This window comes from Pseudomonas sp. Irchel 3H7 (assembly GCF_900187605.1).
Lineage (GTDB): Bacteria > Pseudomonadota > Gammaproteobacteria > Pseudomonadales > Pseudomonadaceae > Aquipseudomonas.
On sequence record NZ_FYEA01000020.1, the window covers coordinates 1 to 21,639 of the forward strand.

Genomic DNA, 21,639 nt, shown 5'->3' on the forward strand with positions numbered 1-21,639 from the left:
CTTGATCATCTTCACGACTTGCAGCTTGAAGCTGTCGTCGAATGCCCTGCGTTTTTTAGTCATGAATAACTCCTCGATAGATGTATTTTCCACCTATCGGGGTGTCCGGGGAAATTAGACCACTGCAGTACCTCTACCAAACACCCCGGTCAGTCCCCTCTCCCTCTGGGAGAGGGCTAGGGTGAGGGGCTTTGATCTGTTTCAGAGTCTGAATTCGACTCGGTATTTCACGTCGGCGTAGCTCTACCAAACACCCCGGTCAGTCCCCTCTCCCTCTGGGAGAGGGCTAGGGTGAGGGGCTTTTGATCTGTTTCATAATCTGAGTTCGACTCGGTCTTTCACGCCGGCGTAGCTCTCCACAGACAACTCGGTCAGTCCCCTCGCCCTCTGGGAGAGGGCTAGGGTGAGGGTTGGCTTTTGGCTGTTTAAATTTGTTGCAGATAACCGGAACCTTCCCACACGGTTTTCAGGTTGTCCGTCGGACGTGCGCTCTTTAGTCTCTGGCTGTCGCTGAACACTCAGCGATCGGGTGTGAGAACCCGGCAATTTATGGTCATCAAGTCTTTGTGCACGCATAATCGCCGCCAGCTTGTCTGCTGTCTGCAATGTGTCATGGCGGCTGTGTGCGGGCAGACTTCGGTCTGGCCGGGTGTCCATAACCGGTATTCTCACCCCGCATACAGCTGCCACCTTTTGCCCCGTGAGAATGGCAGTGGGTGGCGGCAAAGACTTTGGAGTTGTTTCAATGGACAAACTGATCCCCGACCCACCCCACGAACCCACCACCCCGCTCGAAGATGCCATCCGCGCCGACGACCTCGTCAAGAACCGCGAAGCCATCAAACGCGCTCTTGATTTCTACCTCTGCCCCGAACCTGAAAAACCCCGCCAAGCCAGCACGATGTTTCTCATCCATCCGAAAATCGATACGGAAAGCCTGCTCGCCCATGCCTGCGAATCCCTGGCTTCGGCCAACACGCTGGCCGGTAACTTTGCCGATCAGTTGGCCCGGCCCGAGCGCAATACCGCGCTGGCGATTCAGCAGATCGTCATGCTGGCTGAGCTGGCGGTAAACCGGGCGCTGGATCGGGTGGATCCGCAGGCCTGATTCGGCAGGCAAACTGTGTCATCGTTCTTCGCGAGTAGGCTCGCTCCCACAGGTGGAGTGCATTTCAAAAGGTGGGAGCGAGCCTGCTCGCGAAAGCGCTCGCAAGGTCACCCCATCACTAATTCTTGCTCTCGATCTTCCCACCCGCATCCGGATCATAAAAATCCGGAATCTCATATTTGTACTTCTTCAGCCACCGCTGCATCGCCAGATCCCGTTCGGTTGCGGTCGCCGTTTGTGGCTTGGGTGAGGCGGCTTTGTTGCGGCTTTGCAGGACCAGCCAGCCTTCGGTCTCCTGTTGTTGCGCCGAGGCGGGGCCGGCGTCGATGGCGACGGCGCTGAGGGGCAGGCTGAGCAGGGTCAGGTAGCAGAGACCTTTGAAGGGATGCATGGCTGTCTCCTTACTTGAGCGATGACGGCAACGGGTCAGCGACGGCGGCCACTTGATTGCTGGTGGCCGGTTTGGTCTTGACCGGGGCTTTGAGTTTTTCTGCGCGTTGCTGGGCTTCGGTGAATTGTTCCGGGGTCAGTTTCGCGCGGCTGATGATTTCGGCAGCTTGTGGCCAGTCGTTCTGGTACAGCAACAGGGTGACCATGTTCAGGGTCGCCAGTTGGTTGTTCTGCTTGAGTTCGATCGCGGTGAGGAATTCGAAACGGGCGTCGTTCAGGCGCAGTTGGTTGAGATAGACCACGCCCAGGTCGTTGCGGATTTTTTCGTCGGTGGGCGCCAGGCGCGCGGCGCGTTGCAGGTGGGCCTGGGCCTGGCCGTTGTCGCCACGGGCGGCGTAGAGTTGGCCGAGGCCGTGTTCGGCTTCGGCGGTCAGGCAGCCGCCGAGCAGGCCGCGGTACAGCGGCTCGGCTTCGCTGCGGCCGAGCAAGCGATAGACCTTGGCTTTGCGCAGGCGCACTTCGCTGATGTTGTCCGGCAGGCTTTGCAGGTTGGCCAGGCTGGCGTGCAGTTTGCCGTCGTTGGCCAGGTCGTCCGCGAGGTTCAGGGCCAGCTCCTGCTCCTGGGTCATTTTGCTGCAACTGCTCGGTGACAGCAGCGCCGTCCACGGTGCCTGGCCGTCGGTGGCGCAACCGCCGAGCAGCAACAGACTTGCCATGACTATCAGTACTTTCATCAAACGCTCTCCATGAGCAAGGTCAGTTGGCAAACGCCCGGGCAATGGCGGTGAAGCCCGGGCCGGCGAGGACGATCAGCAGTGCCGGAAACAGAAACAGCATCATCACTACAGACATCTTCGCCGACATTTTCGAGATGTATTCCTGCAGGCGCGTCAGGCGGCGGTCATCCAGCAGTTGCTTGAGCGCCAGCAGCGACTTCATCGCGCCGCCACCCTGTTGAATCAGTTGCTGGAGGATCACGCAGGTGTCGCTGAATTCATCTACGGCGAGCATCACCGCCGCTTTGTTCAACTCCTGGCCAAGTTCCAGGCCGCTGTCGACACGGGCCAGAATCAGGCGCAGTTCGCTGGTCAGTTCCGGCAGCAGTTTTTGCGCTTCAATGCTGAGTACCCGCAGGGCTTGTTCGACGGCCATGCCGGATTCGAAAAGGATGCGCAGCAGCGGAATGAACGTCGACACCTCCACGGCAATGGTTTTCTGCCGCCGCGTCGCTGCGTAAGCCAGCAGACGTTTGGGCAGCAGATAGCCGCCGCCGGTGGCGAGCATCGGCACGATCCAGCGGTTGCTGGCCTGAGGGAAAAACACTTCTTGCAGAAAGATCGCCAGGCCCAGCGTCAGCAACGGCGTGCCGATCTGGCAGGCCGCGAACAGCGCTCGCTCGTTGGCGCGGCGCCAGCCGATACGGTTGAGCAGGGTCTGGGTTTCGCTGTCGATGCTCACCGAGCGTTGCCCGAACTTACTGCTGCCCAATGCGCGCAACCAGCTGCCGAAGCGGTTCTCGCGCACCAGTTGTCCTTGCAGGCGCTGGTTGACCTGGCGCACTCGACGGCGCTCCACCAGCAGGTGATTGATCACCAGCATCAAGGCGCCAAGCAGCAACATCAGAGCCGCGAGCCAGACCATGTCAAACGCTCCGCAACATGCGCCACAGCGCCAGGCTTCCGAACACTTGCAACACGGCGGCGCTGATCAGCATGTGCTGCCCGCTCGCGTCGTTCCACATCCCGAGCATGTAGCCGGGGTTGGTCAGCATGAAGTAACTCACCAGCAGCAACGGCAACGAGCCGAGCACCCACGCGGTCATGCGTGTTTCGCCGGTAAGGGCGCGCAGTTGCCGCGCGCCCTGATCGCGTTCGCGGATCAGTTTGATCAGGTTCTCCAGCAGTTCGCTGGCATTGCCGCCGTAGCGATGATTGACCTTCAGTCCGAGGGCAAACATGCGCAGTTCGTCCTGTTCATACAGTTCGGCAAAGTCGCTGACGGCATCCGGCAAGTTCACGCCTAATTGCACGTTGCGCTGGACCCGGCCCATGGCTTTTTTCAGCGGATCTTCACTGGCTTCGATGCCGCCCATGACCGCGTCACTCAGGGTGCGCCCGGACTTCAGGCTACGCACGGTGTGATCAAGCAACTGTGGCAGTTGCTCGATCATCCGTTTGACCCGGCGCTGGTAGAGCACGGCGATGTACAGCCGTAACGCCAGGGGCGGAATGAAGATCATCAGCAGCAGGCCGATCCAGTCGGCGAGAAAATAACCCAGTGCCATCGCCAGCGCCCACAGACTCAGCCACAGGCCGAAACGCTCGGTCGGGCGGCCCAGCCCTGCGCGCAGAAACATCCGTTCCAGGCCAACCCACACAGGTTTTTCTGGCGCCAGTTGCGGCTGTCCGGCGGCGAGACGGTTGAGGACTTTTTCCGTGGCGGTCTTGCGCAGGCCTTGCAGGAACAGACGGATCGACAGCCCCAGCAGCGTCAGGCAGATAACGATGAGAATGATCGGTCCCAGCATGCTCGGTGCTCCTTGCCGTCAGCCCAGATGCGTCTCGTGGCGCAGCTTGTCGCCGGCCGGATTGACGGCTTCGCGCAGGAAGCCGAAGCCCGTGCGGCGGTCGAGGCGGAACAGGGTGTTGGTGACGTAGACGTCTTCGCGAATACCGACCACTTCCACCACTTCACTGACGCAGCGGCGCCCGTCAGGCATGCGCGTCAACTGAATGATCACGTCGAGGGCAGCGCAGATCATCTGGCGCAGGGTGCGTTCGGCGATGGAACGGCCCGTCAGGCCGACCAGTGTTTCCAGGCGCAGCAGGGCATCCTGGGCGTTGTTGGCGTGCACGGTGCTCATCGAGCCGTCGTGACCGGTGTTCATCGCGGTCAATACGTCGACCACTTCGACGCCACGAATCTCGCCGAGAATGATCCGGTCGGGGCGCATCCGCAGGGCGTTGCGGATCAGGTCGCTGGCCTTCACTTCACCGTGGCCTTCGGCGTTCGGTGGCCGGGTTTCCAGGCGCACCACATGCGGGTGACCGAGCTGCAATTCGGCGACGTCTTCGATGGTCACCAGACGTTCGTGCGGGTTGATCAACTGGCTGAGAATATTCAGCAGCGTGGTTTTGCCGGTGCCGGTGCCGCCGCTGATCAGGATGTTGCAGCGCTTGCCGACGGCATCCTGGAAAAACTCGAAGATCGACAGGTCGATGGTTTGCATCGCCATCAGGTCGCTGCTCTTGAGCATGTCCTTGCGAAATTTACGGATCGACAGGCATGGGCCATCGAGGGCAATCGGCGGAATGATCGCGTTGACCCGACTGCCATCCGGCAGGCGCGCATCGACCATCGGCGAAGATTCGTCGAGGCGCCGACCGAGTGGCGCGAGGATGCGCTGCATCACGCGTTCGACGTGATGCGCATCGATAAACCGCAGGTCACTCTGGTGCAGCACACCGTCGCGTTCGATGAACACCCGGTGCGGGCCGTTGACCAGAATCTCGGTCACCGACTGATCGCGCAGCAACACTTCCAGCGGGCCGAAACCGGTTAACTCGTCGACGATCTCTTCGGCCAGCCGTTCCATTTCGTAGCGGGAAATCGCCAGGTGCAAACGCGCGATGTACTCGGCGACTTTGTCGGTGACGAACTGTGCGAGTTGCTGACGAGAACCTTCCAGCAGGTTTTTGCCCGACTCTTCGAGGGCGTCGATGATGTAGCGATGCAGAACCAGTTTCAGGCCTTCGTGGTCGCTGTTGCCGACGCCACTGCGGGGCGCCGCGCCGAAAAGTTTTTCTGCGCTCATGAGGTGCCTCGCAAGCGGTCGAACCAGGTCACTTTAGGCTTGGCCAGGCCCTCGGAACGTTTCGCTAACCTTTCACCGAGGGCGCGCAGGCTCTGGGTGAGTTTTTCCCGTGGGGCCAGTTCGAACAGACTGACGCCCTGGTTTTTCGCGTTCAGGCGCACTTCCGGGGTGAGGGCCAGCGTGGCGATCACTTCCAGGTTGAAGGTTTTGCCGAGGGTTTCCGAATTAGGCGCAACGTTGCTCAGGTAGCGGTCGATCAGCAGGCGTCCGTGGTCGAGCTTCATGCCTTTTTCCCGCCACAGATTGAGCACGGCGAGGTTGCGCCGGCAGTTGAGCACGTTCTGATCGGTGTACCAGAGCAACTTGTCGCAGTGGCTGACAAAGGTGCGCAAGGCTTCGCTGTCGGTCTGCCCGGTGAGGTTCACGACGATGTGCTGGAAGTGCTGGCGCAAGGCGCTGAGCAACATGTACAGCTCGGCGGCGCTGGTGTTTTCCAGCGGTTCATCGTTGCTGGCGTAGGCGAGAATGCGCAAGCCGGCCTCGGCGCTGGTGAAGGCACTGTCGATCAGCGTGGCGTCGAGCCTGCGCAGGTGGCGCAAGGCATCGCCGAAGTGAAACGAGCTCTCCAGCCCGAGCAGGGCGAGGCTGTCACCGCGCGGCAACCCGAGGTCGAGCAACAAGGTTTGCTGACCGCTCTTTTGCACCACCGAGGCCATGTGGTTGGCCAGCAGTGCGCCGTCGGAACTGCTCTGCACGCCATACATGACCGTGAGGCCACCCAACTGCGTGTTCGGTGCCACGGGCGGCAGGCGTTTGCTCAAGCGCCGCACCAGCCCGGCGACTTCACTGGAGCGCGAACCGTAGGCGACAAAATCCCGGGCGCCGGCGCGCATGGCATTGAGCACCAACTGATTGTCCATGCCGTCGCCAAGGGCCACGATTGCCAGCATCGGTTTGGCTTCCAGCGCGCCTTCGATCAATGCGCTCTGGGCGACCACGTGTTCGCGATCCAAGCCGACGAACACCAGGCTGGCAAAGGTCACGTCCACCAGTGCCAGCAATTCGTCGAGACTGCCGCCACCGGCGCTGACCACCTGACCGAGCGGCGCGAGCGCGCCTTGCAGCCACTCCAGATCGGTGCTGTTGCGGGTGATGGCGAGAAAGGTCTGGCTCAGATTCTGGCTCATTGGGATAACCCGCTGCGCTTGTCGAAGTTGCCGTTTTCAAGAAAAAACATGCGATAGAAATTCGGGTCGTAATTGCGCAGTTTTTCCCCGGGTAATGATGGCAGCTGGGCGTCGGCGGCCAATGGCTGCACCAGGTGCGGGGTGACGATCATCAGCAGTTCGCGCTCTTCGCGCTTGATCTGCGAGCCTTTGAAAAATGCACCGAGCACCGGGATGTCGCCGAGGCCGGGAAACTTGTTCACCTGCGAGCTGTTGGTGGTGCTGATCAAGCCGCTGATGACGAAGCTTTCGCCATCGCCCAGTGACACGCTGGTGTCGGTGCGGCGGATGGTCAGGGCGGGCACGGTGGTGCCGGCGATTTGTACGGCATTGCTGAAGTCCAGTTCGCTGACTTCCGGAGCGACCTTCAACGCGATGCGATCACGGCCGATGATGGTCGGCGTCAGAGTCAGGCGGATGCCGAATTCCTTGTATTCGATCGACACGCTGTCGCTGCCGGAACTGGGCACCGGAATCGGTATTTCACCGCCGGCCAGAAAGCTTGCGCTCTGACCGTTCAGCGCGACCAGACTCGGCCGTGCGAGGGTGTAGGCGAAGCCGCTGGTTTCCAGGGCATTGATGATCGCCATGGTCTTGCCGCCGATCCACGAAAAGTTGAACAGTGAGTTGTCCACCGGCAGACGTGGCTGCGGCACGCCATCAATGGGGGGCAGGGTGCCGGGCGAGCCGAACAGAAAGTTGCCGCGCGTGCCGATCAGCGAGGCGGTGGCTTCCTTGAGTTTGGTGCGGCTGACTTCGACGAAGCGGATGTCGGTCTGCACTTGCGACGGCAGGCTCGGATCATCCGACGGCAGGCTGCTGCTCAACGCAGCGGTGGCGGCGCCCTGCACGAACACCATGCTCTGGCGCGGCTCGCTTGAGCACGACGTCCAGACCATCAGGCTGGTGGCGCCGGGCGCCACACCGGTGAGCAGAAAGGACGAGCTGCCGTTGGCGTGTACGTCGGCGATTTTCGGATCGCCAATCGCCAGACGGGTGATCGCTACCGGGGACTGCACGTCCTGTTGAAACCCTTCGCCGATTTCGATCACCGGCGGCAAGCGCCCCAGTGCCGAACAGTTGCCGACCGCCGCGAACGCAGCGTCCATCGACAGACCCATCAGTAGCAGGGCGCGCAGCATGGTTTTGAATGTCGGCCTGAAACGACTCTGCATGCCCTTGGATCCTTGCGCAGTCATGGGTTTTGTTGGGTGATCTGATTGCCGCGAATGATTTCCACCGCCGGCCGTGCAGCGCCAGCGGAGCCGCCGCTGGAGGGCGCTTTCGGTGCCGCGCCCATGGCCAGTTGGGTGAACTGGAAGAGTTGTCGGTTAGCCGTGTCGACATGGGCCGCGGACTGATTTTCACCGGCCCAGTACTTGGCCAGGCGTTGTTCTTCACTGCTGCGTACGGCCAGGCGCAAGGTGCCGGCATGTGTGGCGAGCATCAGGCGACTGAGCAGTTGTTCCGGCACTGCCAGCACTACGGTGCGCGCGGCGATGCGGCGTTGATCCTGTTTGAGTTTTTCATCGGCGCTCAGGGCCGGCGATGCCGGTTGGCCGTCGTTGGTCAGGCCGTACTGATCACCCACACCAAGCACGCGCATGGCCGGTAGAACGATCTGCGCCGATTGTTCGAGGTTGCTGGAATCCTGGCGCAGGTAGAGCAAGACATCGACGTAATCGCCAGGGATCAGTTGCCCAGCCGCGCCGATCACTTCGTCGACCGCCACGGTCAATGCGCGCTCATCGCGGTGAATCATGCGTGCCAGTGAGCCGCCGGCGCTGAAGCTTTCATCATTCAGCCAGGTGCCGGCGCTGAGGTGCCGCCAAGGTGTACGGCCGATGGCCTGATCGACATTGCTCAAGCTGCCGGCCGGGGCACTGCGCAGTTTTTCCACCGTGACATCGGCGGCCGTCAGCGCGGTGAACGGCGGCACATCGTGCAGCAACACCACTACCGGTTGGCGGGTCTGGTCTTCGGCGATCGCGACAGTTTTTTCAACGGTGACAGTTGGGGCGACGGGGGCGGCGGCGACGGGCGCTGGTTGACGACTGAGTACCAGTCCCCAGTAACCGACAAAAATGGCTCCCAATAACAGGATGGCTGCAAGGCCCATGGTGACGCGACTGTTCATGACGGCTCTCCCTTTCCTGCTGCACTACCCACCGCACTTGCTAACGAGAGAAGTTCCCAATCCGGCAGCTATGAACATGCAACTATTTCGCTATTTCCACGCTAGCTGATCCAAGCCAAAACGCCATTACTGACAGGAAAATAACTCACGAAAGTATGAGTCTTGGCCAATTAACAGCAGCAATCGGCAACTTCGCGATGTGATTAATCCTTTGTGATTAATCCGTTCTTACAGTTGTTGGGCGGGGGTTTGTTGACAATGCTCAAATGGCACGGTGGGTCTTGGCCGGTGCAGCGTGACATTGGCGCCAAAGGCGCAAAGGAGTAGTCGTATGTGTCGGATGATCCTCGATTATTTGATGGCCAGAGTCCGTTTGCTGGTCAAAAACGAAGAAGCCGCGTCGGCGATCGAATATGCGATCGTGGTGGCGATGGTTGCGGTAGTCGTTGTGGCTTTTGTCACTCCGCTGGGTAACCGGGTGTTGGCTTACTTCAATAACATTCTGACCGGGCTGGGTGGCACAGCGGTAACCAGGCCCTGACTGGCGAGGAGAATTGCGATGCTCTTTGATTATTTGAAAGTGCGTGTCCGCGGCTTCTTTGCCAGTACTGAAGCAGCGTCGGCAATCGAGTATGCGATTGTCGTGGCGATGGTGGCGGTGGTGGTCATCGTGTTCGTCACCCCCGTTGGCGCCCGGGTACTGGTGATGTTCAACAATTTGCTGGTGGCACTGGGCGGCACTGCCGTGACGGCCCCCGCACCGCCGTCCTGAGCTGAACGAAGCTGATGCCTGGTTGATGCCGCGCTACACTCGGGTTCACTTTCAGTTTTCAGGGATTGCCCATGAATGCTCCTTCGCTGCCGCGCCAACAGTTGCTTCTGGTTGACGATGAAGAGGACGCGTTGCTGGAGCTGGCAGAGTTGCTGGAGGGTGAAGGGTTTACTTGCCATACGGCGACGTCGGTGAAACTGGCGTTGCATCATCTGACTCGCCATCCCGATATCGCGCTGGTGATTACTGATTTGCGTATGCCGGAGGAGTCCGGGATGTCGTTGATCAAGCGGTTGCGTGAGCATACTTCTCGGCAGCATTTGCCGGTGATTGTGATGTCGGGGCATGCGGATATGGAAGACGTCAGTGATCTGTTGCGGTTGCAGGTTGTGGATCTGTTTCGCAAGCCGATTTATTACGTCAGGTTGTTGGAAACTCTGGATAATTTGTTTCCCAAGCCTTCGAGGAATGTGGCTGGGTGATTGGGGGGCCTATCCGTTGCTGCGGGTGTGGCTGATTAGGGTTCCGCCCTTACGGCGGGTCACTTTTTCCAGACGCCGAAAAAGTAACCAAAAAGGCTTGCTCCTACGTGCGGCCCGCTCGCTGGGGCTCGGGGTTCCTTCGCTCCGGGATCGATCCGGGGGCAGCGCCTACGGTTTGCTTCGCTGCACCTCCTCTCGCTGTGTTTGGCTTCGCCAAACGGTCGCTACGCTCCCACCCTCGGATCAATCCCTCCACTCAGCCTTCCGACGCGGCCGATGAGTCAAGATCAAAAGCTGCAGCCGAGCTAAAGCTCATCCTGTTGAGTGGTGAGGAGCGGTAGCGATGCGCGGTGTGCGCTGTTTTGCTTTGGCTTTTCTGTGGGGGCGAGTTTGCTGCGGACGGCGTTCCTACGAAAGCGGCCTGACAGCCGGCCAATTTTTAACTGAATGCACTCAATCCAACTGTAGGAGTGAGCCTGCTCGCGATGGCGGCCCGACAGCCGACCAATTTCTCTCTGGATGCACCCAGTTCAACTGTGGGAGCGAGCCTGCTAGCGAAGGCGGCCTGCAATCCGACCCATTTCTGCCGGTTGTACATTCCACCCGCCGCTGCCGAAGTCTCCTGGGTGTTTCGGCTCACAACTGGTAGCTGAAGCTGATGCTGTAGCGCGGCCGGCGATTGAAGGTGTCCAGCGCTTCATCCGACATCGCCTTCGCCGCTTCCAGCGCAATGTTGTAGTACTTGGCATCGCCAAACCGCAGCCCGATCGCTGCCGATGACAGATTATTGGCCTTTACCGGCAGTTCGTTGAACCAGCTGCGCGAGCGGTCGAGCACCACGTACGGTTGCAGGATGCGCACCCAGTTGCCGTCGCGGTTGAAGCTGTAGTTGACCTCGTACGCTACGCCCCAGCCCTTGTCGCCGGACGCTTGATCGTCGGGATAACCGCGACCGAAATTCTGCCCGCCGAACACCGCGCGTTCGCTGTCGGGCAGGGTGTCGTCGCTCCAGTACAGCGCGGCCGACAGCACGCCTTGCCAGTTGTCGAGGAACTTGTTGCTCTGCACCCCGGACAGGCGTACGCGGAAGAAATCGAGGTCGATGTCGTCGTAGTTGGTATGCGCGCCCAGGCTGTCGAAACCCTGATACACGCCGCCACTGAGAATGCGCAGTTGCCGGGCATCGGCCTTGCGCCAGTCGCCTTCGAAGGCCAGAGCGCGTACGTCGGTGCGGAACTCGGTGCTGAACGGGAAGTTGATGCCGTTGTAGCGAGTCTTGTCGTCGACTGCGTACAGGCGCGAGCCGGCGGTCAGCAATTCGTTGGAGGCGGCAATCAGCGGCAGAGTGAAACCGATGGAGTAGCGGTCGTTTTCTCGATGGGTGCTGAGTCGACCACCGCCGTCGATGAGGACTTCGGTACTGGGATCGGCGCGGTAGCGTGATGCGGACAGCGCCAGTTGCGCGCCTTCGTCATTGAGGAACTGGTTGTAGTCGAGGCGGTAGTAATGTTCGTGATCGTCACCCGGCGGGAACAAACCGCTGAGGCTCAGTTGCTCGCCCATCGAGGTTTGCGAGTTGCTGCTGACACCGAGCAAAGCCTGGGTGCCGTTGCGGTTGTCTTCGGTGGTGCTCAGCGTACTGGTGAAGGGTTTGCGGCTGGCCTGGGCGACCAGGGTTGTCGCGCCGTCGGTGGTGCCCGGTGGTGGCACCTGGGCCTGAATCGTCACGCCGGGGATGCGCGTCATCAGCGTGGTGTAGCGCTCGAAGGTCTTGCGGGTCAGCGGCCGTTCGGCCTGGATCTTCGCCGCCAGTTTGTCGAGCAGCGCTTTGACCCGGCCGACATCGCCCTGGATCTGGACATCTCGCACGTAGCCTTCCACCAGCACCACGCGCGCGACGCCATCATTGAAGTTTTGCTGCGGCAAGAACGCATAGGACAGCAGGTAACCGTCCTGCTGATAGCGTCGAGTGATGTTTCGCGTGGCTTCGATCAGGTCGGCGAGCGTGGCTTGGTGGCCGATCAGGGGCTTATAGATTTCGGCGAGCTCGTTGAGCGGGTAGAGGGTTCCGCCTTCGATCTGCACGGTTTGCAGATTGATCTTGGTATCCATCAACAGCGGTTGCGCAGCGGCGGCACCGGCGTCCGGCACTTGCACGGGCGTGGCGCTCGGGCGATAAGCATCGGCCGGCAGGTTCGGCACAGGCAGGTTGCGGATGGTTTCGTTGCTGTTCAGAAAACTGGGCAGGGTGTCGGCGAGGGCGGCGGAACTGAGACTGAGGAACAGCAGGGATGCCATTACGCGCATAGGACACTCCATGGTCAGATCACAGCGCAGAGCTGTTTTTTTCCTAAGAAAAAAGCGGAAGACTCGTGGGAATCTTCCGCCCTCAACCAAGCGTAGGCGCTGTAGGTGAGGCCGTCGAATCGGCCAGGTGCAATTTAGCGTTTGTTGCCTCCCAAGGCGCCGGTCAGACCGCCGAGTACACCGCCTAGACCGCCACCGGTGGTACCCCCGCTGGTACCCCCGCTGGTACCGCCGTTGACCAGACCGCCGACGGCAGCGACGGTGCCGCCGACGTTGGTGACCAGACCACCGACCGCGGTGGTGACCGGGTTATTGGTCGCTGCAATGGTGTTGCCGATACTGCTGACCGCACCGCCAACCTGACCGGTGAGACCTGCAACAGGTGAGCCGATACCGGTCGCCGCGCCGACTTGTTGAGTCACGTTGGTAACAGCGCTGGTGACCGGGTTCAGGCCATTGCCTACGGTGGCGCCGACCGTGGCCAGAGGTGAAGTTGTCGCGGTGATCGGGGTGCCCGATCCGCCCAGCACGGTGTTGAGCGAAGCCACGGTATTGCCCAGGCCGACAGCGGTAACACCACCTGCGCTGACGACGCCATTGGTATTCCCGGCATTCAAACCTGCGCCAACGTTGACCACCGCACCGCCAACGGTTTGCAGCAAACCGGTGCCGCCGAGGCCACCGCCCAAGCCACCACCCACTCCACCGCCAGTACCCGCGCCGGTGCCGTTGGACACCAGACCGCCGGCCTTGCCCACCGCGGTGCCGGTATTGCTCAATGCGCCGCCGAGTGTGTTGGTCAAGGCATTGCCGTTACCCGCGTCGGTGACCTTGCCGCCCAGGGTGTTCACCGCGCCGCCGACTTGCGCAACCACGCCTTTGAGTGGATCGCCAAGACCTGTGGTCGCGCCGAGTTTGTCCGTGGTGCTTTCGACCATCGCAATCACCGGCACCAGACTACCGCCGAGTTTGTTGGTCAGTTGGCTGGTCGGGCCGCTGGTCAGTGTGGTGTCGAGGGTATTGCCGAGCATGGTGACTTTCTCGCCGACACCATCAAGCAACGGTGCGACTTTGGTCACCACACCGCCGACCACCGGCACGCTGCCGGTTGCCGTTGCCAGTTTGCCGCTGAGATCAGAGACGCCGTTGCCTACATCGGTGACCACGCCGCCGACCGAAGCGACGGTGGTGGTCAGGCCGTTAGGGTCGGTGGCCAGTTTACCGATGCCGTTGCTCACACCATTACCTAACGTAGTGACGACATTGCCGGCGGTGTTGGCCGCACTCTGGACCACGCCACCGACCACAGGAACGGTGCTCAGGGAATCGCCGATCTGGCCGACGCCATCGCCGACACCGGCCACGGTGGTGCCGACATCCTGCACCAGTGTGGTGGTGACCAACGGGGTGGTGGTTGGATTGGTCGGGTTGGTGGGATCGGTCGGATCTGTCGGGTTGGTTGGATTGGTCGGATCGGTGCCACCTGTGCCACCTGTACCACCGGTTCCGCCAGTACCACCCGTGCCACCGGTTCCGCCAGTCCCGGCAGTATCACCGGTGCCACCGGTGCCACCGGTTCCACCAGTCCCGGCAGTATCACCGGTGCCACCGGTGCCACCGGTGCCACCGGTTCCACCAGTGCCCGCAGTATCACCGGTGCCTCCCGTACCGCCAGTGCCAGCGGTACCGTCCGCCGCAGAGCTGCCGGAACTGCTTTTATGACCGCCACCACCGCTGCTGCACCCGGTGAGGCCAAGGGAGAGAATCAATGCCAGAGCGATTGCCGATTTGCACCATACGCCTTGAGTTTTCATGATCGTAATTCCTTGCACCTGTCACAACGTTCGTTGACTTCGATGGCTCGCCGATCTGTCGTCGGTGATGCCTTCGACCGTTGTGCTCAATCTCAGTCCAGGGGCGGGTTTCAGGCCATTCTCAAGTTGGTATTAACGCCTTTATATAGAGGGTGAAGTTCAGCGCCTAAGGACTAATACCCACGATATAGCCGCGCAAAAAAAGGCCTTGATAATCAAGGCCCGGGTTTTTTCGGCGAAGGGGGAAAGGCTGGGAAAAACTTAAGTGATATACACACAATTAACGGTGTTCCGAGTGCTCAGGCAATCGGTTGCCACTGCCCGACCATGTGCTCCAGGTCTTGTGCACCGATCAGCCGCAACTCTCCACTGGAACCCGCCGCGCTCGCCAGCAAGGTCACCTCACTGGGCAGGCGCACCGGTTTGCGAAAATGCACGGCGATTTCGAGGTTGGCCTTGGGCAAATGATCGCCCAGCGCCGCCAGGGTTCGAGCCTTGTTCCACAAACCATGGGCGATGGCTGTTGGGAAGCCAAACAGCTTGGCACTTGCCGCACTCAGGTGAATCGGGTTGTAGTCTCCGGACACTTTGGCGTATTGCCGACCGATATCGGCCGGGGCTTTCCAGCGCGCCACCTCCACCAGCGATTGCGACGGCTCCCAGGTCAGTTCGACCGGCTCGCCCTCAAGCTTGACGCCGCGACAGAGCATCTGGCTTTCCGCTTCCCACAATGGCCCGAGCTGATCATCCAGCGTGGTCAGCAGATCGAACGTCGCACCTTTGGGGTGCGGTTGCAGGTTGTGCACGCGAACGCTGACTTGCGCCCGACCGATCCCGCCCATCGGGCGCAACACGCGAATGCGGTTGCTCAAATGAATCAGCCCCAACAGGGGAAACGGAAACTCTTTGGCAGTGAGCAATTGCATCTGCAGGGCGAAGGCGAGGATGTGCGGATACGTCGGCGGCAGCAGACCGTCATCGACGAATCCACACACCTTGCGATAGGCCGCCAGACGTTTGCCATCGACATCGACCCAACAGCGCAAGCCGCCGTCAGGCAATTGAGTGCCGGTGATTTTCCGTCGTGTCGCCGCCCGTGCGTACAGCCCCGGCAGATTCGGTTCGCGATCCAGCGTATGCCATTCGATGCTCATGCCTAAGCCCCCAGAACACTTTGTCCACAAACCCGCAGCGCCTGCCCGGTGAATGCGCCGGTGCCTGGTTGCGCCAGCCACGCGACCGCTTCGGCGACATCCTGCGGCAAACCGCCCTGGCCCAGTGAACTCATACGCCGGCCAGCCTCGCGCAGGCCGAACGGAATGTGTGCAGTCATCTGCGTTTCGATAAAACCGGGGGCGACGGCGTTGATGCTGATACCGCGTTCCAGCAGCGTCGGCGCCCATGCCTGCGCCAGACCGATCAGCCCGGCCTTGCTCGCGGCGTAGTTGGTTTGCCCACGGTTGCCGGCGATGCCACTGATTGAGGCCAGCAGAATCACCCGCGCATTATCGTGTAGCGTGCCATTGTCGAGTAGCGCCTTGGTCAATACTTGCGGGGCATTGAGGTTGACTGCGAGCACCGCGTCCCAGAATTCCGGGGTCATATTGGCCAGGGTTTTGTCGCGGGTGATGCCGGCGTTGTGCACCAGAATGTCGAGGCCGTCAGGCAGTTGTTCGATCAATTGCGCGGCGGCGTCTTCGGCGCAGATATCGAGGGTAATCGCACGACCGCCGAGGCGCGCGGCGAGGGCTTCCAGATCCGTCTTGGCCGGGGGAACATCGAGCAGGATCACCTCGGCACCATCGCGGGCCAGGGTTTCGGCAATGGACGCACCGATGCCGCGTGCAGCACCGGTGACCAGCGCCTTGCGCCCGGCCAGTGGCCGCGTCCAGTCAGTCACCTGCGTTGCACACGCCGTCAGGCGAATCACCTGCCCGGAGACAAACGCGCTTTTCGGCGAGAGGAAAAACCGCAGCGGACCTTCCAGTTGATCTTCAGCGCCTTCGCCGACGTAGATCAATTGCAGCGTGCCGCCGCTGCGCAGCTCCTTGGCCAGCGAACGGGAAAACCCTTCCAGTGCTCGTTGCGCACTCGCGGCGAACGGGTCAGTCAGGCTTTCCGGCGCACGACCGAGAATCACCAGGTGCGCGCTGTGCTCAAGGTTCTTCATCAACGGCTGAAAGAATTCGCGCAGCTGTTTGAGCTGGTCGGTGTGCAGCAGTTCGCTGGCGTCGAACACCACGGCTTTGAGTTTCGGGCCGTGGCCGGGAATCCATTCAGTCGCGGTCGTCGGTTGCTCGCCGTAGCGGTAGATACTCTCGGTCAAACGGTTGGCGAAAGCGCTGACGCGTTCGGCCAGCGGCCCGCCGCCGATCAGCAGCGCACCTTCCACCGGCCGCAGGCGCCCGGCCTGCCAGCGTTCCAGTCGCACCGGCGACGGCAGACCCAGCGCCCCGACCAGACGATGGCCGATGGACGAGTTGGCGAAGTCGATATAGCGGTCAGACATGGAACGCTCTCCAGAAGTTGGGGTTCAAAGTGTGGACTGTCGATGGCAATCAATCGTTCGATTCACGCAATAAGGCCTACGCTAGACACTGAGGTTTAGCAGGTCTTGCAGAGGAACGCGGTACTTGTGGGAGCGAGCCTGCTCGCGAAAGCGATATGTCAGCCACTGAAGATGCTGAATGTGCCGGCGTTTTCGCGAGCAGGCTCGCTCCCACAGGGGACTGCATCAAATTCGATCAATTTGAAAAGGAGTTATTCATGAGTCAGCTGCGCCGCGTCGCGATCATCGGCGGTAACCGTATCCCTTTCGCCCGCTCCAACGGGCCGTACGCCACCGCGAGTAATCAGGCGATGCTCACCGCCGCCCTTGAAGGCCTGATCGAACGCTACAACCTGCACGGTCAGCGCATCGGCGAAGTGGTGGCGGGCGCGGTGCTGAAATTGTCACGAGATATGAGCCTGACCCGCGAATGCGTGCTTGGCTCGCGCCTGTCCCCGGCCACGCCGGCCTACGATATTCAGCAAGCCTGCGGCACCGGTCTGGAAGCGGCGATCCTGGTGGCAAACAAGATCGCCCTGGGTCAGATCGACAGCGGCATCGCTGGCGGCGTCGACACCACGTCGGACGCGCCGATTGGTGTCAGCGAAGGCCTGCGCAAAATTCTCCTGCAAGCCAATCGCGCCAAAACTACCGGCGACAAACTGAAAACCTTTCTGCAATTGCGACCGAAACATCTGATTCCGGATTTCCCACGCAACGGCGAGCCACGCACTGGTCTGTCGATGGGCGAGCACTGTGAATTGATGGCGAAGACCTGGCAGATCCCGCGTGAAGAGCAGGATCAACTGACCCTCGAAAGCCACCACAAACTCGCCGCGTCCTACAGCGAAGGCTGGCACAACGACCTGATGACGCCGTTCCTTGGTCTGACTCGCGATAACAATTTGCGCCCGGACCTGACCCTGGAAAAACTCTCGACGCTGAAACCGGCGTTCGAGAAAAGCGCTAAAGGCACGTTGACGGCGGGTAACTCCACGCCGCTCACAGATGGCGCGTCCGTGGTGCTGCTCGGCAGTGAGGAATGGGCGAAGGCGCGTGGCCTGCCGATCCTCGCTTATCTGCGCGATGGCGAAGCAGCGGCAGTGGATTTCGTCAACGGTGCCGAAGGGCTGCTGATGGCGCCGGTGTATGCGGTGCCGCGGTTGCTGGCGCGCAATGGTCTGACCCTGCAGGACTTCGACTACTACGAAATTCATGAAGCGTTTGCGGCTCAGGTGCTGTGCACGCTGAAGGCCTGGGAAGATCCGGAATACTGCAAAACCCGGCTGGGCCTTGACGCGCCGCTGGGCTCGATCGATCGCAGCCGACTCAATGTGAAGGGCAGTTCGCTGGCGGCCGGGCATCCGTTTGCCGCGACCGGTGGGCGCATCGTCGCGAACCTGGCGAAGTTGCTGGACGCGGCGGGGAAGGGCAGGGGCCTGATCTCGATTTGCGCGGCGGGCGGGCAAGGCGTCACCGCCATCATCGAACGCTAACGCTTGAAGAGCCCCTCACCCTAGCCCTCCCGAAACGTCGGACCGCCCAGAGGGAGAGGGGACTGATTGGGGGATGCTTTAGAGTTACACCGACCTGATCTTGCTTTACCGAATCCATAATCGACGGGGTATTTCAGGTCGATGCATGCCGCCAGACACCTCGGTCAGCCCCCTCTCCCTCTGGGAGAGGGCTGGGGTCGCTGTTGAGGTTCAGGTACGAAACCGTCTGACCAACCCATCCAGCTCATTCGACAACCCCGCCAGACTCTGCGAATCCAGACGCGCCGAGTTGGCCAGTTCTGCCACCAACTGCGCATCCCCGTGAATCTGGCTGATGTGCCGGTTAATGTCCTCTGCCACCTGATGCTGTTCTTCAGCGGCGGTAGCGATTTGCGTGTTCATGTCACGAATCACGTCCACCGACTCGCGGATCTGCCCGAAACTCTCGCGCGCCTCGCCGATGCGTGTCACCGACTGCTGCGACACTTGCAGGCTGGCGTGCATCTGTTGCGTGACCTGGCTGGTGCGCTTGGCCAGATTGCCGAGCAGGCCATCAATCTCTGCCGTCGAATCCGCGGTGCGTTTGGCCAGTGCGCGCACTTCATCGGCGACCACGGCAAAACCGCGGCCCTGTTCACCGGCACGCGCCGCTTCGATGGCGGCGTTGAGCGCCAGCAGGTTGGTCTGTTCGGCGATGGAACGGATGGTGCCGAGGATCGACTGGATATCGTTGCTGTCGCGCTCCAGTTGCTGCATCGACTGCGCCGATTGCTCCAGCTCTTGGCTCAGTTGGTCGACGCTGTGCACCGCCGCATCAATCTGCTGCTGGCCTTGACGAGCCTGACGCTGGCCGCTGTCCGCCGAGTCCGCCGCCTGACTGCACGAGCGCGCGACTTCGTTGGCGGTGGCGACCATTTCGTGGAAGGCGGTCGAGACCATGTCGACGGCTTCACGCTGCCGCCCGGCCGCTTCGGCCATGTCGCTCGACACGCGGGTCGAGCTCTGCGAGGTCGCGAGGATTTTCCCGGCGGCGCCGCCGATGTGCTGAATCAGGCTGCGGATCGCAGTGAGGAACTGATTGAACCAGTTAGCCAGTTGCGCGGTTTCGTCGTTGCCCCGAATGTCGAGGTTTTTGGTCAGGTCGCCTTCGCCCTGCGCGATGCCTTCCAGACCGCTGGCGACGCTGCGAATCGGACGCACGATCAGGCTGGCGAAACTGGCGCCGACCACGGCGAACAGCACGGCCAGCACGGCAGCGATGATCGCGATCAGCCAGGTCAGTTGCGTGGCCGAGCTCATCACGTCGCTCTGCTTGATCAGGCCAACGAAGGTCCAGCCCAATTGCTCCGACGGCCAGACGTTGGCCATGTAGCGCTCGCCATTAAGCTCGACTTCCACCAGGCCTTTGCCGGCCTTGGCCAGTTGCGCATATCCTTCGCCGAGGCTGTCCAGCGGCTTGAAATTGTGTTCCGGCTGTTTCGGGTCGACCAGCACCGTGCCGCTGTTTTCCAGGAGCATCAGGTAGCCGGTTTCGCCCAGCTTGATCTGTTTGACGATCTCGGTGAGCTGCTTGAGCGTCACGTCGATGCTGACCACGCCGCCGTTGCTGCCGAGTTTGTTGTCGATGGTGCGCACGGTGCTGACGTAGGTCGCATCGTCCTGCGCCCAGTAATAAGCGGCGGTACGCAACGGCTTGCCCGGTTTGGCCTGGGCAGCCTTGTACCACGGCCGCTGACGCGGGTCGTAGTTGTTGAGCTTGGGATCGTCCGGCCACGACACGTAACCACCGGCAGCGGTACCGACGATGGCGTAGGCGTAAGCCGGGTGAGCGTTGCCCAGGTCCTGGAGGAACGCGAAGACCTTTTTGTCCATCTCGCCCTGCGGGATGGATTCGGCGTTGGCGCCCATGTAGGTCTTGAGGCTGTCGTCGGTGTTTTTGATCAGCGGTTGCGACGCCAGGTAATCGACGTTCTGGCTGATGCCATCAAAAAACAGCTGCATGGCATTGCTGACCTGACGGATCTCGCGACCGCTGCTGTCGACAAAGCTGTCCCGGGCATCGCTGCGCAGGTTCATCACCACCAGCGTTGCGACCAGCACCACCGGCAAGCAGGCGATGATTGCAAACGCCCACGTCAATTTCTGTTTGATGTTCATCCGCGCTCCAGATTTTCTTGTAGGCCCACGCAGTGCAGATGACTTGTGGTTTATTGGCAGCCGAAAACGTTATGGATCACCCGTTGCCCTGAGTGCGGCATCGCTGATTATTGTGGAACGATTGTCGGACAAATCCCTCTGTCATTGAGGACTTCGGCTGCGAAACAGGGAAATTGAGGCGACTTTGCAAAAATCTTCCGAAGGGGCATCAGCCAAATGTCAGATTCTGTCGCAAATGCCCTTGAAGACATGTACCAACAAGTACAACAGGCTCGGCTATGATTCTCGACGGTCGATGCGCGAACGCAGAGTTGGCCCTGTTTAATCCGGCACAGTGTGTGCATTCTCAACGTTCACAGGTCGGCAACCCCTCCCCGTGATGCGAGGATTGCCGTATAACGAGTGACATTCGCGTGTTTGGTAATAAAGGACCCACAATAAAAGCTGATGAAGACTCCAAAACGCATTGAACCCCTGATCGAGGACGGTCTGGTCGACGAAGTGCTGCGCCCACTGATGAGTGGTAAAGAAGCAGCTGTTTATGTGGTGCGCTGCGGCAATCAGTTACGTTGCGCAAAGGTCTACAAGGAGGCGAACAAACGCAGTTTCCGCCAGGCGGCCGAGTATCAGGAAGGCCGCAAGGTTCGTAATAGCCGACAGGCTCGGGCGATGGCCAAGGGCTCCAAGTTCGGTCGCAAAGAGACTGAAGATGCCTGGCAGAACGCCGAAGTGGCGGCGCTGTTTCGTCTGGCCGGTGCCGGCGTGCGGGTGCCCAAGCCGTATGACTTCCTCGACGGCGTGCTGTTGATGGAGTTGGTGGCCGACGAATTCGGCGATGCCGCGCCGCGTCTGAACGACGTGGTGCTGGAGCCGGATCAGGCGCGCGAGTATCACGCGTTCCTGATCTCGCAGATCGTGCTGATGTTGTGTACCGGTCTGGTGCACGGTGACCTCTCGGAGTTCAACGTGCTGCTGACGCCGACCGGTCCGGTCATCATCGACTTGCCGCAAGCCGTCGACGCTGCCGGCAACAACCATGCGTTCAGCATGCTGGAGCGCGATGTCGGCAACATGGCTTCGTACTTCGGTCGCTTTGCGCCGGAATTGAAACTGACCAAGTACGCCAAGGAAATGTGGGCGTTGTACGAAGCCGGCACCTTGCACCCGAACAGTGTGCTGACCGGTGAGTTCGATGATCCGGAAGACCTGGCCGATGTGGGCGGGGTATTGCGCGAGATCGAAGCGGCGCGCCTCGACGAGGAACGCAAGCAGGCCATCCGCGCAGCGGACGACGAGCCGAAAGGCAAGTCCGACGAACCACCGCCGCCACCGTGGATGCAGTGATCGCTTGATGAGAAACCCGGCTTCGGCCGGGTTTTTTGTTTGAA

General features: G+C 60.9%; 19 protein-coding genes and 1 pseudogene. 6 read left to right on the plus strand and 14 right to left on the minus strand.

Going from position 1 to position 21,639, the window contains the following annotated elements:
- Positions 1-745 precede the first annotated feature (745 nt).
- Positions 746-1,108: a DUF6124 family protein gene (locus tag CKW38_RS27710; protein ID WP_095114389.1), complete on the plus strand. Its 363-nt coding sequence runs from the start codon at positions 746-748 to the stop codon at positions 1,106-1,108.
- 118 nt (positions 1,109-1,226) lie between these two features.
- Here CKW38_RS27710 and CKW38_RS27715 read toward each other — a convergent pair whose 3' ends face one another.
- The 8 genes from CKW38_RS27715 to cpaB are packed head-to-tail and all read right to left on the minus strand — an operon-like array spanning position 1,227 to position 8,675.
- Positions 1,227-1,499 carry a DUF3613 domain-containing protein gene (locus CKW38_RS27715; protein WP_095114390.1) on the minus strand — a complete coding sequence of 91 codons (273 nt, stop codon included), beginning with the start codon at positions 1,497-1,499 and terminating at the stop codon, positions 1,227-1,229.
- Between the two features lie 10 nt (positions 1,500-1,509).
- The gene (locus tag CKW38_RS27720; protein ID WP_095114391.1) at positions 1,510-2,232 is read right to left on the minus strand and encodes a tetratricopeptide repeat protein; all 723 of its coding nucleotides are present in this window, start codon (positions 2,230-2,232) and stop codon (positions 1,510-1,512) included.
- 22 nt (positions 2,233-2,254) lie between these two features.
- Positions 2,255-3,139 carry a type II secretion system F family protein gene (locus CKW38_RS27725; protein WP_007914637.1) on the minus strand — a complete coding sequence of 295 codons (885 nt, stop codon included), beginning with the start codon at positions 3,137-3,139 and terminating at the stop codon, positions 2,255-2,257.
- 1 nt (position 3,140) lies between these two features.
- A complete protein-coding gene (locus CKW38_RS27730) occupies positions 3,141-4,025 on the minus strand; it encodes a type II secretion system F family protein (protein ID WP_095114392.1) in 885 nt (294 codons plus the stop codon).
- Positions 4,026-4,043: 18 nt separating this feature from the next.
- Positions 4,044-5,312, minus strand: coding sequence for a CpaF family protein (locus CKW38_RS27735; protein ID WP_095114393.1), 1,269 nt, complete (start codon positions 5,310-5,312; stop codon positions 4,044-4,046).
- A complete protein-coding gene (locus CKW38_RS27740; protein WP_095114394.1) occupies positions 5,309-6,499 on the minus strand; it encodes a pilus assembly protein in 1,191 nt (396 codons plus the stop codon). Before CKW38_RS27740 ends, CKW38_RS27735 begins: the two co-directional genes overlap by 4 nt.
- Positions 6,496-7,713 carry a type II and III secretion system protein family protein gene (locus CKW38_RS27745; RefSeq protein WP_095114395.1) on the minus strand — a complete coding sequence of 406 codons (1,218 nt, stop codon included), beginning with the start codon at positions 7,711-7,713 and terminating at the stop codon, positions 6,496-6,498. Before CKW38_RS27745 ends, CKW38_RS27740 begins: the two co-directional genes overlap by 4 nt.
- Before the next feature lie 20 nt (positions 7,714-7,733).
- The gene (cpaB, locus tag CKW38_RS27750; RefSeq protein ID WP_095114396.1) at positions 7,734-8,675 is read right to left on the minus strand and encodes a Flp pilus assembly protein CpaB; all 942 of its coding nucleotides are present in this window, start codon (positions 8,673-8,675) and stop codon (positions 7,734-7,736) included.
- A gap of 340 nt (positions 8,676-9,015) precedes the next feature.
- Here cpaB and CKW38_RS27755 point away from each other — a divergent pair, with 340 nt between their 5' ends.
- The 3 genes from CKW38_RS27755 to CKW38_RS27765 all read left to right on the plus strand — a co-directional run bounded on the left by CKW38_RS27755 (position 9,016) and on the right by CKW38_RS27765 (position 9,929).
- Positions 9,016-9,216 carry a Flp family type IVb pilin gene (locus CKW38_RS27755; protein WP_042705039.1) on the plus strand — a complete coding sequence of 67 codons (201 nt, stop codon included), beginning with the start codon at positions 9,016-9,018 and terminating at the stop codon, positions 9,214-9,216.
- 18 nt (positions 9,217-9,234) lie between these two features.
- Positions 9,235-9,447 (plus strand): Flp family type IVb pilin, encoded by a 213-nt coding sequence (locus CKW38_RS27760; RefSeq protein WP_007914651.1) that lies wholly within the window; start codon positions 9,235-9,237, stop codon positions 9,445-9,447.
- 71 nt (positions 9,448-9,518) lie between these two features.
- Entirely contained in the window at positions 9,519-9,929 is a 411-nt protein-coding gene (locus tag CKW38_RS27765) for a response regulator (protein ID WP_007914653.1), read from the plus strand.
- 636 nt (positions 9,930-10,565) lie between these two features.
- Here the strand turns inward: CKW38_RS27765 and CKW38_RS27770 are convergent.
- From CKW38_RS27770 to CKW38_RS27785, 4 genes are all read right to left on the minus strand, one after another.
- Positions 10,566-12,236, minus strand: coding sequence for a ShlB/FhaC/HecB family hemolysin secretion/activation protein (locus tag CKW38_RS27770; RefSeq protein WP_095114397.1), 1,671 nt, complete (start codon positions 12,234-12,236; stop codon positions 10,566-10,568).
- A 134-nt stretch (positions 12,237-12,370) separates the two neighbouring features.
- Positions 12,371-14,050, minus strand: coding sequence for a collagen-like triple helix repeat-containing protein (locus CKW38_RS27775; RefSeq protein WP_095114398.1), 1,680 nt, complete (start codon positions 14,048-14,050; stop codon positions 12,371-12,373).
- A 299-nt stretch (positions 14,051-14,349) separates the two neighbouring features.
- Entirely contained in the window at positions 14,350-15,204 is an 855-nt protein-coding gene (locus tag CKW38_RS27780) for a MaoC family dehydratase (protein WP_095114399.1), read from the minus strand.
- 2 nt (positions 15,205-15,206) lie between these two features.
- A complete protein-coding gene (locus CKW38_RS27785; RefSeq protein WP_007950382.1) occupies positions 15,207-16,559 on the minus strand; it encodes a 3-oxoacyl-ACP reductase in 1,353 nt (450 codons plus the stop codon).
- A gap of 257 nt (positions 16,560-16,816) precedes the next feature.
- On the opposite strand from CKW38_RS27785, the gene CKW38_RS27790 reads away from it, so the two are divergent.
- The gene (locus tag CKW38_RS27790) at positions 16,817-18,094 is read left to right on the plus strand and encodes an acetyl-CoA C-acetyltransferase (protein WP_095114400.1); all 1,278 of its coding nucleotides are present in this window, start codon (positions 16,817-16,819) and stop codon (positions 18,092-18,094) included.
- Positions 18,095-18,304: 210 nt separating this feature from the next.
- Here the strand turns inward: CKW38_RS27790 and CKW38_RS30770 are convergent, their stop codons facing one another.
- Together CKW38_RS30770 and CKW38_RS30775 are read right to left on the minus strand one after the other, a co-directional pair.
- Positions 18,305-19,072 (minus strand): methyl-accepting chemotaxis protein, encoded by a 768-nt coding sequence (locus CKW38_RS30770; protein WP_371748302.1) that lies wholly within the window; start codon positions 19,070-19,072, stop codon positions 18,305-18,307.
- 90 nt (positions 19,073-19,162) lie between these two features.
- Positions 19,163-20,251: pseudogene (locus CKW38_RS30775) on the minus strand (cache domain-containing protein); the annotation flags it as partial.
- Between the two features lie 447 nt (positions 20,252-20,698).
- Here CKW38_RS30775 and CKW38_RS27800 point away from each other — a divergent pair.
- Positions 20,699-21,595 carry a PA4780 family RIO1-like protein kinase gene (locus CKW38_RS27800; RefSeq protein ID WP_007914672.1) on the plus strand — a complete coding sequence of 299 codons (897 nt, stop codon included), beginning with the start codon at positions 20,699-20,701 and terminating at the stop codon, positions 21,593-21,595.
- Positions 21,596-21,639: the final 44 nt, after the last annotated feature.

Coding starts and splice junctions, on each gene's coding strand:
- CKW38_RS27715 (WP_095114390.1), bottom strand. CDS start 1,499: ATGCATCCCTTCAAAGGTCTCTGCTACCTGACCCTGCTCAGCCTGCCC.
- CKW38_RS27780 (WP_095114399.1), bottom strand. CDS start 15,204: ATGAGCATCGAATGGCATACGCTGGATCGCGAACCGAATCTGCCGGGG.
- CKW38_RS27760 (WP_007914651.1), top strand. CDS start 9,235: ATGCTCTTTGATTATTTGAAAGTGCGTGTCCGCGGCTTCTTTGCCAGT.
- CKW38_RS27745 (WP_095114395.1), bottom strand. CDS start 7,713: ATGCAGAGTCGTTTCAGGCCGACATTCAAAACCATGCTGCGCGCCCTG.
- CKW38_RS27735 (WP_095114393.1), bottom strand. CDS start 5,312: ATGAGCGCAGAAAAACTTTTCGGCGCGGCGCCCCGCAGTGGCGTCGGC.
- CKW38_RS27770 (WP_095114397.1), bottom strand. CDS start 12,236: ATGCGCGTAATGGCATCCCTGCTGTTCCTCAGTCTCAGTTCCGCCGCC.
- CKW38_RS27740 (WP_095114394.1), bottom strand. CDS start 6,499: ATGAGCCAGAATCTGAGCCAGACCTTTCTCGCCATCACCCGCAACAGC.
- CKW38_RS27725 (WP_007914637.1), bottom strand. CDS start 3,139: ATGGTCTGGCTCGCGGCTCTGATGTTGCTGCTTGGCGCCTTGATGCTG.
- CKW38_RS27785 (WP_007950382.1), bottom strand. CDS start 16,559: ATGTCTGACCGCTATATCGACTTCGCCAACTCGTCCATCGGCCATCGT.
- CKW38_RS27765 (WP_007914653.1), top strand. CDS start 9,519: ATGAATGCTCCTTCGCTGCCGCGCCAACAGTTGCTTCTGGTTGACGAT.
- CKW38_RS27730 (WP_095114392.1), bottom strand. CDS start 4,025: ATGCTGGGACCGATCATTCTCATCGTTATCTGCCTGACGCTGCTGGGG.
- cpaB (WP_095114396.1), bottom strand. CDS start 8,675: ATGAACAGTCGCGTCACCATGGGCCTTGCAGCCATCCTGTTATTGGGA.
- CKW38_RS27710 (WP_095114389.1), top strand. CDS start 746: ATGGACAAACTGATCCCCGACCCACCCCACGAACCCACCACCCCGCTC.
- CKW38_RS27775 (WP_095114398.1), bottom strand. CDS start 14,050: ATGAAAACTCAAGGCGTATGGTGCAAATCGGCAATCGCTCTGGCATTG.
- CKW38_RS27755 (WP_042705039.1), top strand. CDS start 9,016: ATGATCCTCGATTATTTGATGGCCAGAGTCCGTTTGCTGGTCAAAAAC.
- CKW38_RS27800 (WP_007914672.1), top strand. CDS start 20,699: ATGAAGACTCCAAAACGCATTGAACCCCTGATCGAGGACGGTCTGGTC.
- CKW38_RS30770 (WP_371748302.1), bottom strand. CDS start 19,072: ATGGCCGAAGCGGCCGGGCGGCAGCGTGAAGCCGTCGACATGGTCTCG.
- CKW38_RS27720 (WP_095114391.1), bottom strand. CDS start 2,232: ATGAAAGTACTGATAGTCATGGCAAGTCTGTTGCTGCTCGGCGGTTGC.
- CKW38_RS27790 (WP_095114400.1), top strand. CDS start 16,817: ATGAGTCAGCTGCGCCGCGTCGCGATCATCGGCGGTAACCGTATCCCT.